This window comes from Streptomyces sp. NPDC056948 (assembly GCF_042674225.1).
Lineage (GTDB): Bacteria > Actinomycetota > Actinomycetes > Streptomycetales > Streptomycetaceae > Streptomyces > Streptomyces purpurascens.
In genome coordinates, this window is sequence record NZ_JBHUQX010000038.1 from 1 (window position 1) to 12,715 (window position 12,715).

A 12,715-nucleotide genomic window follows, 5' to 3' on the forward strand; every position below is an offset into this window, starting at 1 on the left:
CCCCGCACAAGGTGCCGCCCCCGCTCTCTTCCGTGGTCCGGAGCCGCCGCGATCGGTGAGGGTCGGGGACCGACGACGGCTCCGGGTCCTGGGTGGCCCTGGCGGGCCGCGGGTCTAGCGGTGGTCGCTGCCCTGCGACTGGACCGCCGCCCGGCCGGCCTCGAGACGGGCCACCGGGATGCGGAACGGGGAGCAGGAGACGTAGTCGAGTCCGACCTCGTGGAAGAAGTGGACCGACTCCGGGTCGCCGCCGTGCTCGCCGCAGACGCCGAGCTTGAGGTCGGGGCGGGTCTCGCGGCCGGCCTTGGCGGCGAGCTTCACCAGGGAGCCGACGCCGTCCCTGTCGATCGTCTCGAACGGGGAGACACCGAAGATGCCCTTCTCCAGGTACGCCGTGAAGAAGGAGGCCTCCACGTCGTCCCGGCTGAAGCCCCACACCGTCTGGGTCAGGTCGTTCGTGCCGAAGGAGAAGAACTGGGCCGCCTCGGCGATCTGACCGGCGGTCAGGGCGGCGCGCGGCAGCTCGATCATCGTGCCGATGGACAGCTTGAGCTGCGCACCCGAGGCCGCCTCCACCTCGGCGATGACCTTGTCGGCCTCCTCGCGCACGATCTCCAGCTCCTGCACCGTGCCCACGAGCGGGATCATGATCTCGGCGCGCGGGTCGCCCTTGGCGGCCTTGCGCTCGGCCGCGGCCTCGGCGATCGCCCGGACCTGCATGGTGAACAGACCGGGGATGACCAGGCCGAGACGGACGCCGCGCAGACCCAGCATCGGGTTCTGCTCGTGCAGCCGGTGCACGGCCTGGAGCAGGCGCAGTTCGTTCTCGTGCGGCTCCTGGCGGGACTCGGCGAGGGCCACACGGACGGACAGCTCGGTGATGTCCGGGAGGAACTCGTGCAGCGGCGGGTCCAGGAGGCGGACGGTGACCGGGAGGCCGTCCATCGACTCGAAGAGCTGGACGAAGTCCTGCTTCTGGAGCGGGAGCAGCTCCTTGAGGGACTCCTCACGCTCGGTCTGGGTGTCGGCCAGGATCAGCCGCTCCACCAGCTCGCGCCGGTCGCCGAGGAACATGTGCTCGGTGCGGCACAGGCCGATGCCCTGGGCGCCGAAGCGGCGGGCCCGCAGCGCGTCCTCGGCGTTGTCCGCGTTGGCGCGCACGCGCAGCCGGCGCTTGCGGTCGGCGAAGGCCATCATCCGGTGGACGGCCTCGACCAGCTCGTCGGCGTCGTCGGCACCCGGGTGCATCCGGCCCTCGAAGTACTCCACGACCGGCGAGGGCACGACCGGCACCTCACCGAGGTAGACCTTGCCCGAGGAGCCGTCGATGGAGACGACGTCGCCCTCCTCGACGACATGCCCGCCCGGGACGGTCATCCGGCGGCGCTTGGTGTCGACCTCCAGCTCCTCGGCGCCGCAGACACAGGTCTTGCCCATGCCGCGCGCGACGACGGCCGCGTGGGAGGTCTTGCCGCCGCGCGAGGTCAGGATGCCCTCGGCGGCGATCATGCCGTCCAGGTCGTCGGGGTTGGTCTCGCGGCGGATCAGGATGACCTTCTCGCCGGAGCGGGACCACTTCACCGCGGTGTAGGAGTCGAAGACCGCCTTGCCGACCGCCGCGCCCGGCGAGGCCGCGATGCCCCGGCCGACCTGCGAGACCTTCGCGTCCTCGTCGAAGCGCGGGAACATGAGCTGCGCGAGCTGGGCGCCGTTGACGCGAGTGAGCGCCTCGGCCTCGTCGATCAGGCCCTGGTCCACGAGCTGGGTCGCGATGCGGAAGGCCGCGCCCGCGGTGCGCTTGCCGACGCGGGTCTGGAGCATCCACAGCACACCGCGCTCGATGGTGAACTCGATGTCGCAGAGATCCTTGTAGTGGTTCTCCAGCGTCTCCATGATCTGCATGAGCTGGTCGTACGACTTCTTGTCGATCTGCTCCAGATCGGCGAGCGGCACGGTGTTGCGGATGCCCGCGACCACGTCCTCGCCCTGCGCGTTCTGCAGGTAGTCGCCGTAGACGCCCTGGTGGCCGGAGGCGGGGTCGCGGGTGAAGGCGACGCCGGTGCCGGAGTCGGGGCCGAGGTTGCCGAAGACCATGGAACAGACGTTGACGGCCGTGCCCAGGTCGTGCGGGATGCGCTCCTGGCGGCGGTAGAGCTTGGCGCGGTCGGTGTTCCAGGAGTCGAAGACCGCGTGGATGGCGAGGTCCATCTGCTCGCGCGGGCTCTGCGGGAAGTCCCGGCCGGCCTCGGTCTTGACGATCTTCTTGAACTTGGTGACGAGCTTCTTGAGGTCGGCCGCCTCCAGCTCGGTGTCGACCGTGACCTTCTTGGCCGCCTTCGCCGCCTCCAGCGCGTCCTCGAAGAGCTCCCCGTCGACGCCGAGGACGGTCTTGCCGAACATCTGGATGAGGCGGCGGTAGGAGTCCCAGGCGAAGCGGTCGTCGCCGGCCTGCTTGGCGAGGCCCTGCACCGACTTGTCGGAGAGGCCGATGTTGAGGACGGTGTCCATCATGCCGGGCATGGAGAACTTGGCACCCGAGCGCACCGACACCAGCAGCGGGTCGTCCGCCTGGCCGAGCTTCTTGCCCATACGGGCCTCGAGCGCGTCGAGGTGTGCACTCACCTCGTCACGCAGTGCCGCCGGCTCCTCGCCGCTGTCCAGGTAGACCTTGCAGGCTTCGGTGGTGATCGTGAAGCCGGGCGGGACCGGCAGGCCCAGGTTGGTCATCTCGGCGAGGTTCGCGCCCTTGCCACCGAGGAGGTCCTTGAGGTCCTTGTTGCCCTCGGTGAAGTCGTAAACGAACTTCACGCCCTCAACGCTCTGACCGTGCTGAGCTACGTGGGGATCTTTGTTTTCCGACACGGGTCTCGACTCCTCGAGGACGCGGTGGCTGCCCTGACGGCGAGGAACATACCCAGATCGAAGGCGTCTGGGTACGTCCATGCGCGCGTCATGCGCCTGTAACCACTCGTCCGCCAGCGGATCGAAAGTCAAGGCTTGGCAAGCAATCACAGCCGCATGTGTTCACTTCTTGAACGCATGAACCTCCATTGAGCTCCCTGAGTGCTCACCTGAGCGGAGTTCAGCACGCTTGAGTTCGATCGATGAACGATCAAAGCGTGGCACTCAGTGCCACTCCTTGGAGAAGTGCAGCCGCTCATGATCCGCTCATCTGAGCGCAACCCTTATCAGAGGTGGCGAGAATCACGCTGCCACAGCCCGCCGGATTTCACCATGCGGACGTGGAACGGGGGCGAAATGTCCCTGTCACACCCCGAGCGCCCGCAGCCGCTCCTCGACCCGCTCGGGGGCGTACAGATGCTCGACGACCATCGCACCCGCTCCCACCAGCCCCGCACGCTCGCCCAGCCGTGAGGTCACCACGTCCAGGTGGGCCGTGGAGCGGGGCAGCGCCCGCTGGTAGAGCAGTTCCCGCACACCGGTCAGGAAGGGAGTTCCGGCCAGATCCCCGGCGATCATCAGCACGCCGGGGTTCAGCAGGGTCACGACGGTCGCCAGCACGTCCCCGACGCGGCGCCCGGCCTCCCGGGCGAGGCCGACCGCCTCGGGGTGCCCGGACGCCAGCAGGTCCCGCACATCCGAGCCGGAGGCCGCCGGCACCCCGGCCTCCGCCAGCCGCCGCGCCACCGCCCCACCGCTCGCGACGGCGGCCAGACAGCCGTACGAACCGCACCGGCACAGCGCCTGGGCGCCCTCCGGCACCCGGATGTGCCCGATGTCCCCGGCGCCCCCGTCGATGCCCCGGAACACCGAGCCGTCCACCACGACCCCGGCGCCGATGCCGGTGGAGACCTTGACCAGCACGAAGGCGGAGCAGTCGGGGTAGCCGGTGCGCTGTTCGCCGTACGCCATGAGGTTGGCGTCGTTGTCCACCAGCACGGGCACGGCGGCGGCGCCGGTGTGCTCGGTGAGCGCCCGGGCCAGCCGGCCCCTTATGCCGTAGCCGTCCCAGCCGGGCATGATCGGCGGCTGGACGACGCGGCCGGTCTCGGTGTCGACCGGGCCGGGCACCGCGAGCCCGACCCCGCACACCGACTCGGCCGGGCAGCCCGCCTTCTCCAGCAGCTCGGCGAACCAGCGGCCGAGGTCGCCGAGCACGGTGTCCGGCCCGTCCTCGACGACCAGGGTGCCGGAGTGCTCGGCGAGGATCTCGCCGCTCAGCGACAGCACGGCCGCCCGCGCGTGCCGGGTGTCGAGGTCGGCGGCCAGGACGACGGCGTGCTCGTCGTCAAACTCCAGGGTGATGGAGGGGCGTCCGCCCAGCGGGGAGTCCACCGGCCCGCCGGCGCCCTCGCGCAGCCAGCCCGCGCGGAACAGCCGGTCGAGCCGCTGTCCGACGGTGGCCCGGGACAGTCCGGTCGCCTGCTGCAGGGCGCCCCGGGTCACGGCGCGGCGACTGCGCACCAGTTCGAGCAGTTCGCCGGCGCTCGCCTGGCCGGCCCCTCGTCCCGTTCTTCCGGGCTGTCCGGTCATGCACACCCCCTTGTGTTTCTCAACCTTGCCTTACATAGTGGGTTTTGCGTGTTAAATAGACGTAACCCCACGGTAGCCGCAGCCGAACCGGCCGGCCGGACGTCTTTTCGGAGAGCCCCGAGTGGACCGCACCGCCCAACGCGCCCCCCGTCCCGCGGGTCGCGCCGTTGCATACGATCCGTCGAGTACCGCGCCGCCTCTGCACGTCAGGGCCGCCGCCGTGCTGGAGGCCGGCTGGACGGGGACGTCCACCGTGCCCTCGCGCAGCCTGTATCCGCACCAGTGGTCGTGGGACTCGGCGTTCATCGCGATCGGCCTGCGGCACGTCTCGCCGTTACGCGCCCAGACGGAACTGGACACGCTGCTGGCGGCCCAGTGGGCGGACGGGCGGATCCCGCACATCGTCTTCAACCCCTCCGTCCCCCTCGACGCGTACTTCCCGAGCCCCGACTTCTGGCGCTCCTCGACCGCGGGACGTGCCGCGGGCGCCCCGCGCACCGTACAGACCTCCGGGATCGTGCAACCACCGGTCCACGCGCTGGCGGCGTGGCTGGTGCATCTGGCCGACCCCGGTCTGTCGCGGGCGCGAGGTTTCCTCCATCGGGTGTATCCCCGCCTCGCGGCCTGGCACCGGTATCTGCTGCACCGGCGCGACCTGGGCGGGGGCGGTCTGGTGTCCGTCGTGCACCCCTGGGAACAGGGTATGGACAACAGCCCCTGCTGGGACCGTCCGCTGTCCCGGGTCACCCCGGCCCCGGCCCGCTCCTTCCGCCGCGCCGACCTCGACCACGGCTCCCCCGAGGGCCGTCCGACGGATCTGGACTACGGGCGGTACGTGCGGCTGGCGAGCGACTACCGCGACCGCGGATACGCCGACGGGGCTGGGGAGTTCGCCGTGGAGGACCCGGCGTTCAACGCGCTCCTCATCGCCTCCGAGTACGCCCTGGCCCGGATCGCCCACGAGCTGGGCGCGGCGGGCACGGCCCGGCAGGCCCGCGCCGAGCGCCTGACGGCGGCCCTGGTGGAGCGGCTGTGGGAGCCCGCGGCGGGGATGTTCCTGTGCCGGGACGTGCGCGCCGGGGAGCTGATCCCCGAGCGCGGGGTCTCCGGGCTGATCCCCCTGCTGCTGCCGACCCTGCCCCGCGACCTCGCCGGCACCCTGGTCCGCACGATGTGCGGCCCGCACTTCGGCCTCGGCGGCACCACCCGCCTGGTGCCCAGCTACGACCTGCTCGGCGAGGCCTTCGACCCGCACCGCTACTGGCGCGGCCCGGCCTGGATCAACACCAACTGGCTGCTGGAGGGCGGTCTGCGGCTGCACGGCGAGCGCGGCCGGGCCGACGCCCTGCGCAAGGGCATCCTGCACACCGCCGACGCCTCCGGCTTCGCGGAGTACGTCGACCCGTACACGGCACAGGCCTGCGGCGCCACCGGCTTCGGCTGGACCGCCGCGCTCACGCTCGACCTCCTGCACGACCGGCCCGCAGGGGACAGAAAAGGCGTCACGGCGATCAAGGGAGGGGACAGGGGATGACGGACCGGCATCATCTGCTCGTGCACGGCGGGACGTTCGCCGCCGTGGGTGACCGCGGCGACATCAGCGGCTACCGGGGCGGCAGCGCCCCGGACGGAATGTTCGTACGGGACGCACGGCACCTCAGCCGGTGGCAGCTCACCGTGGACGGGGCCGTGCCCGACACGCTGACGCCGGTGGCCGACGGGGACACCGCGCGCTGCGTCCTCGTCCCGCGCGGCGGCCGCAACGAGCCGCCCGCCTACACGCTCTTCCGTGAACAGGCCGTCGGCGACGCCTCGTTCGTGGAATCGCTGCGCATCACCAGCAACCGCCCGGCGCCGACGACGGTCCGCCTCGCGGTCACCGCCGACGCCGACTTCACCGACCAGTTCGAGCTGCGCTCCGACCACCGCACCTACACGAAGGCCGGTGCGGTCCGCTCCCGCCAGGTCCTCGGCCACGGCGTGGAGTTCACCTACCGGCGCGGCGAGTGGCGCTCGTGCACGACGGTGACGGCCGAGCCCCAGCCGGACGCCGTGGAGGAGACCGGCACCGGCGCCCGCCGCCTGGTGTGGACCCTGGAGCTCGCACCGCACGGCACCGCCGAGCTGATCCTGCGGGTCATGGCCCGCCCGCACGGCGAGAAGCGGGCCCTGCGCGTACCCCGCTCCCCCGCCGCCGTGAAGGAGCGACTGCTCGCCCGGGAAGGCGAGTTCGTGGAGGGCCTGGCCTTCCCGACCGGCTGGCCGGAGCTGGCCGCCGCCTGCTCCCGGGGTCTCGCCGACCTCGCCGCGCTCCAGGTCCCGGCGAAGGGCCCGGACGGCGAGGAACTGCGCGTCCCGGCCGCCGGCGCCCCCTGGTTCCTGACCCTGCTGGGCCGGGACGCCCTGCTCACCTCGCTGTTCGCGCTGCCCTACCGGCCCCGGCTGGCCGCCGCCACGCTGCCCGCGCTCGCCGCGACCCAGGCCACGGACGCCGGCGCGAGCGAGGTCGCCCAGCCCGGAAAGATCGTCCACGAGGTGCGGCACGGCGAACTGGCCCACTTCGGCCAGGTCCCGTACGGCCGCTACTACGGCTCGGTCGACGCCACGCCGCTGTTCCTCGTCCTCCTCGGCGCCTACGCGGAGCAGACCGGCGACACCGGCCTGGCCCGCCGTCTGGAGCCGCACGCCCGCGCCGCGGTCGGCTGGATGCTGGACCACGGCGGCCTGACCTCGCGCGGCTACCTCGTCTACCGCGCCGACCAGGGCGGCCTCGCCAACCAGAACTGGAAGGACTCCCCCGGCGCCATCTGCTCCGCCGAGGGGACCCGCCCCCACGGGCCGGTGACGGCCGCGGGCGCCCAGGGCTACGCCTACGACGCGCTGCGCCGCACGGCGTGGCTCGCGCGCACGGTGTGGCAGGACGGGACGTACGCGGACCTGCTGGAACAGGCGGCCGGTGACCTGCGCGACCGTTTCCAGCGGGACTTCTGGATGGAAGAGCACTCCTTCCCCGCGCTCGCGCTCGACGGCCGGGGCGACCAGGTCGACGCCCTCGCCTCCGACGCCGGGCATCTGCTGTGGTCGGGCCTGCTGGACAAGGAGTACGGCGAACAGGTCGGCCGGCGCCTCCTCGAACCGGACTTCTTCTCCGGCTGGGGCGTGCGCACCCTGGCCGCCGGACAGCCGGCCTTCCACCCGCTCTCCTACCACCGCGGTTCGGTCTGGCCGCACGACAACGCGCTGATCGCGCTGGGCCTGGCCCGCTACGGACTGCACGACGAGGCCCGCGCGATCGCCCGCGGCCTGGTCGACGCGGCGACCGCGACCGGCAACCGCCTCCCGGAGGTCCTCGCGGGCTACGGCCGCGACACTCACCCGGAGCCGGTCCCGTACCCGCACGCGTGCGTACGTGAATCCCGCTCGGCCTCGGCCCCGTTGGCGCTGCTCACGGCGGTCGGGGGCGTCTGAGGGGCGGTTGGCCGGGCGTTTGCCGGGTGTTTGCCGAGCGCTGGCCCGGCGGGCTGAACGCACCTGGTGGGCGCCCCGTACGGAACTGAGGCGGACCCGAACCCCCACGCGGGTCCGCCACCTCACCGGGTTTCGTACGGGAAGGACCTTCGGGTGCCTGTCTTCACACGCTTGCGCCAGTCATCGCGGTCAGAGCCTGCGTCGGCATCGGCGGAGGAGACTCCCCCCTCGGACGACGTACCCGGCACGCCCGAACCCGCCCGGTCCACAACCGCCGCCCGCGCCCTCCGCTGGACGACCACCACCCTCGCCGCCGCCCTGGTCCTCGGTGCCCTGCTGCTGCCCAACACCCTCCCCGCCGTCGGGCCGAAGAGCTTCACGCGTATACCGGCCGAGGCGGTCATCGGGGCCGTCGTGGTGCTGTGGCTGCCGCGTCGGCCCCGGCTGGTCGCGGCGGCGCTGTACGGGCTGGGCCTGACCGCGCTGACCGCCGTGAACCTGCTCGACATGGGGTTCAACGAGTATCTGGGCCGGGGCTTCAACGCCGCGCTGGACTGGGACCTGCTGCCCGACGCCCAGGCGTACGTCGGGGACACGCTGGGCGGGGGCGTCGCGACCGCCGCCGCCGTCGGCGCGATCGTGCTGGTCCTGCTGCTGGCGGCGGTCATGGTCGCGGCGACGGTTCGGCTCAGCGGCCTGCTCGTCCGCCACCGGCCCCGGGCGGCCCGGGGCGCGCTGATCGCCGGCGTCGTCTGGGTCACCTGTTCCGCCCTGGGCCTGACGCTCTTCGGCGGGCCGATCGCCTCCGAGCGCGGCGCCGGAGCCCTCCGGGTCCACGCCCAGCGGACGGTGGAGTCCCTGCGCGACGAGGCGGCCTTCGCGAAGCACGCCCAGGCGGACACCTTCGGCAACACCCCGCCCGACCAGTTGCTGCCCGACCTGCGCGGCAAGGACGTGATCTTCACCTTCATCGAGAGCTACGGCCGCAGCGCCATCGAGGACCCGATCATGGCGCCCGGCGTCGACCGCACCCTCGACACCAGCGGCAAGGCCCTGGAGAAGGCCGGCTTCGCCGCCCGCAGCGGCTGGCTGACCTCTGCGACCTACGGAGGCAGTAGCTGGCTCGGCCACTCCACGACCATGTCCGGCCTGTGGATCGACAACCAGCGCCGCTACCGCACGGTCACCGCGGGCGACCATCTCACGCTCACCAAGGCGTTCCGCAAGAGCGGCGCCTGGGACACGGTCGGTGTGATGCCCGGCGTGCAGAAGGGCTGGCCGGAGGAGAAGTGGTACGGCCTAGACAAGCTCTACGACGCCTACGACCTGGGCTACAAGGGCCCGAAGTTCAGTTGGTCCACCATGCCCGACCAGTACGCGCTGGAGGCGTTCCAGCGCCAGGTGCACGGCAAGAAGCGCGACAAGCCGCTGATGTCGTTCGTCATCCTGACCTCCAGCCACCAGCCCTGGGCGCCCATCCCGAAGATGGTCGGCTGGGACGAACTCGGTGACGGCTCACGCTTCGACGCCATCGAGAAGGCCGGCAACAAGGCGTCGGACGTCCTCACCGACACCACCAAGTCCCGGCAGGAGTACGGCAAGTCCATCCAGTACTCGGTCACCAGCCTCACCCAGTGGCTGGAGCGCTACGGCACCGACGACACCGTCCTGGTCTTCCTCGGCGACCACCAGCCCATGGCCCGGGTCAGCGGCACCCGCGCCAGCCGCGACGTGCCCGTCTCCATCGTCGCGAAGGACCCGAAGGTCCTCGACAAGGTCGCCGACTGGAACTGGACGGAGGGCCTCAAGCCCGACCGCGACGCCCCGGTGTGGAAGATGAGCTCCTTCCGCGACCGCTTCCTCAAGGCGTACGGCTCCACGCCGCACCGCTCGGAAGGCTGATCAGCCGCCGGAAGTGTCGAGCTCGGCGTCCTCGCCGACCCCGGCACAGTCGTACGGGTCCTTGAGCCAGCCGTCCGGCAGCACCACCCGGTTGTTGCCGGACGTACGGCCCCGCGGCCCGTCGGCGCCGGCGGGCCAGGGCTGGTCGAGGTCCAGCTCGTCCAGACCGGAGCGCAGCGCTTCGAGCGAGGAGGTGATCGCGAGGCGCTTGCGCATCTCGGAGCCGACCGCGAAGCCCTTCAGGTACCAGGCGACGTGCTTGCGGAAGTCGATGACCCCGCGTGCCTCGTCCCCGATCCACTCACCGAGCAGGGTGGCGTGCCGGACCATGACGTCGGCGACCTCGCGCAGCGCCGGGCGGGCGACGTCCTGGGTGCGCCCCTCGAAGGCGGCCACCAGGTCGGCGAACAGCCACGGCCGCCCGAGGCAGCCACGCCCCACGACGACTCCGTCGCAGCCGGTCTCGCGCACCATCCGCAGCGCGTCCTCGGCCGACCAGATGTCGCCGTTGCCGAGCACCGGGATCTCCGGCACGTGCTCCTTCAGCCGGGCGATGGCGTCCCAGTCGGCGGTGCCGCCGTAGTGCTGGGCGGCGGTGCGGCCGTGCAGCGCGATGGCGGTGACGCCCTCCTCGACGGCGATCCGGCCGGCGTCCAGGAAGGTGATGTGGTCGTCGTCGATGCCCTTGCGCATCTTCATCGTGACGGGCAGATCGCCGGCGCCGCTGACGGCCTCGCGCAGGATGCCCCGCAGCAGGTTCCGCTTGTACGGCAGCGCGGAGCCGCCGCCCTTCCTTGTGACCTTCGGCACCGGGCAGCCGAAGTTGAGGTCGATGTGGTCGGCGAGGTCCTCTTCCGCGATCATGCGGACGGCCTTGCCGACGGTGGCCGGGTCCACGCCGTAGAGCTGGATCGACCGGGGCCGCTCCGTCTCGTCGAAGTGGATGAGCTGCATGGTCTTCTCGTTGCGTTCGACCAGCGCCCGGGTGGTGATCATCTCGCTGACGAACAGGCCCTTGCCTCCGCTGAACTCCCTGCACAGAGTGCGGAAGGGCGCGTTGGTGATCCCGGCCATGGGGGCCAGGACGACGGGGGGCCGGACGGTGTGCGGGCCGATCTGGAGGGGCGTGGACATGCATCCATTGTGCCGTGCAATGAGACGGCAAAATTCATTAGTTAGCCACACTATCGAAATCGGCGTACGATGGCGCGCATGCCCGAGCTCAGCCCCCGCCGCCGCATGCTGGTGCTCGCGATCTGCTGTATGAGCCTGCTGATCGTGAGCCTCGACAACACGGTCCTGAACGTGGCCCTGCCGTCCATGCAGCAGGACCTGCGTGCGAGCACCTCAGGTCTGCAGTGGACGATCGACGCCTACACCCTGGTCCTGGCCTCGCTGCTGATGCTCGCGGGCTCCACGGCCGACCGGATCGGCCGCAAACGCGTCTTCATGGCGGGCCTTGTCGTCTTCACCCTCGGCTCGGTGCTGTGCTCCCTCGCGCCGAACCTGGAGGCGCTGGTCGCCTTCCGGATGGTGCAGGCGGTGGGCGGCTCGATGCTGAACCCGGTCGCCATGTCGATCATCACCAACACGTTCACCGACCCGCGTGAGCGGGCCCGCGCGATCGGCGTGTGGGGCGCGGTCGTCGGCATATCGATGGCCGCCGGCCCTCTGGTCGGCGGCCTCCTCGTCGAAACCGTCGGCTGGCGCTCCATCTTCTGGATCAACCTGCCGGTGGGCCTCGCCGCCCTCCTCCTCACCCTGCGCTTCGTCCCCGAGTCCCGCGCCGGCAAGGCCCGCCGCCCCGACCCGGTCGGCCAGCTCCTGGTGATCGCCCTCTTCGGCTCCCTGACGTACGCGATCATCGAGGCGCCGACCACGCCGTTCGCCTCGATCGCCCCGCTGGCCGTGGTCGCCCTGGCCGCTCTCGCCGGCCTCCTCTGGTACGAGCCCCGCCGCGCGGAACCCCTGATCGACCTGCGGTTCTTCCGCTCGGCGCCGTTCAGCGGGGCCACGGGCATCGCGGTCAGCGCGTTCGCCGCGCTCGGCGGATTCCTCTTCCTGTCCACGCTGTACCTCCAGAACGTCCGCGGCCTGACCGCCCTGGAGGCAGGTCTGTGGATGCTGCCGATGGCGGCCCCGACCTTCCTGTGCGCCCCGCTCTCCGGCCGCCTGGTCGGCACACGCGGCCCACGCCTCCCGCTCCTGATCGCCGGCTTCGCGATGACGGCGAGCGGCGTGCTGTTCGCCGCGTTCGAGGCCGAGACCTCCAACGTCACGCTCTTCGCCGGTTACGTCCTCTTCGGCATCGGCTTCGGGTTCGTCAACGCGCCGATCACCAACACGGCGGTGTCCGGGATGCCGCGTGCGCAGGCGGGTGTGGCCGCGGCGGTGGCCTCGACGAGCCGACAGCTCGGGCAGACGCTGGGGGTCGCGGTGGTGGGGGCGGTGCTCGCCTCCGGCGTGGGCTCGTCCTCGTACCGGGAGACGTTCCTGTCGGCGGCGCGGCCCGGCTGGTGGATCCTCGCGGCTTGCGGGTTCGCGGTGCTGGCGTTGGGGGCGGTGACGAGCGGGCGGTGGGCTCGGGGGACCGCCGAGCGGGCGGCCGAACGGCTGGAGTCGGCGGAAGTGCGTGATGTGGCGGTGACCGCGGACCGCGCCTCGTAGCCGTGGTTCGTTGCCCTTTCGACAACACGGGGCGTATCCGCGGAGGTTAGGTGAGGAGCCTTACGGTTGAACCGTGAAACTCATTCCACCGTCGGCGACTTGCCACCCCGCTCTGAGCAGCAGAAACTGTAAGTGAAGACGTAGAGCCCACCGATACTCCGACTCTGCGCCGCCCCGAGAGCAC

General features: G+C 71.5%; 7 protein-coding genes. 4 read left to right on the forward strand and 3 right to left on the reverse strand.

The genetic code is table 11. From position 1 onward, the window contains the following. Window positions 1-114: 114 nt before the first annotated feature. Both ppdK and ACFTZL_RS07415 read right to left on the reverse strand, forming a co-directional pair. Window positions 115-2,862: a pyruvate, phosphate dikinase gene (gene ppdK / locus ACFTZL_RS07410; protein ID WP_382579366.1), complete on the reverse strand. Its 2,748-nt coding sequence runs from the start codon at window positions 2,860-2,862 to the stop codon at window positions 115-117. A 405-nt stretch (window positions 2,863-3,267) separates the two neighbouring features. Further along, complete coding sequence (locus ACFTZL_RS07415) at window positions 3,268-4,494, reverse strand: ROK family protein (RefSeq protein ID WP_382579367.1); 1,227 nt, start codon at window positions 4,492-4,494, stop codon at window positions 3,268-3,270. 121 nt (window positions 4,495-4,615) lie between these two features. Here ACFTZL_RS07415 and ACFTZL_RS07420 point away from each other — a divergent pair, with 121 nt between their 5' ends. From ACFTZL_RS07420 to ACFTZL_RS07430, 3 genes are all read left to right on the forward strand, one after another. Further along, on the forward strand, window positions 4,616-6,028 hold the full coding sequence (locus ACFTZL_RS07420) for a hypothetical protein (RefSeq protein WP_382579369.1): 1,413 nt from the start codon (window positions 4,616-4,618) through the stop codon (window positions 6,026-6,028). After that, on the forward strand, window positions 6,025-7,962 hold the full coding sequence (locus tag ACFTZL_RS07425) for a glycogen debranching N-terminal domain-containing protein (RefSeq protein ID WP_382579371.1): 1,938 nt from the start codon (window positions 6,025-6,027) through the stop codon (window positions 7,960-7,962). The genes ACFTZL_RS07420 and ACFTZL_RS07425 overlap by 4 nt, the downstream gene beginning before the upstream one ends. 153 nt (window positions 7,963-8,115) lie before the next feature. Then, the gene (locus ACFTZL_RS07430) at window positions 8,116-9,864 is read left to right on the forward strand and encodes a sulfatase-like hydrolase/transferase (RefSeq protein WP_382579372.1); all 1,749 of its coding nucleotides are present in this window, start codon (window positions 8,116-8,118) and stop codon (window positions 9,862-9,864) included. On the opposite strand, the gene dusB is transcribed toward ACFTZL_RS07430, so the two are convergent. Further along, on the reverse strand, window positions 9,865-10,998 hold the full coding sequence (dusB, locus tag ACFTZL_RS07435; protein WP_382579373.1) for a tRNA dihydrouridine synthase DusB: 1,134 nt from the start codon (window positions 10,996-10,998) through the stop codon (window positions 9,865-9,867). A gap of 78 nt (window positions 10,999-11,076) precedes the next feature. Between dusB and ACFTZL_RS07440 the strand changes: the two genes are divergently transcribed. After that, window positions 11,077-12,531, forward strand: a complete 1,455-nt coding sequence (locus ACFTZL_RS07440; protein ID WP_382579374.1) for an MFS transporter — start codon at window positions 11,077-11,079, stop codon at window positions 12,529-12,531. Window positions 12,532-12,715 lie beyond the last annotated feature (184 nt).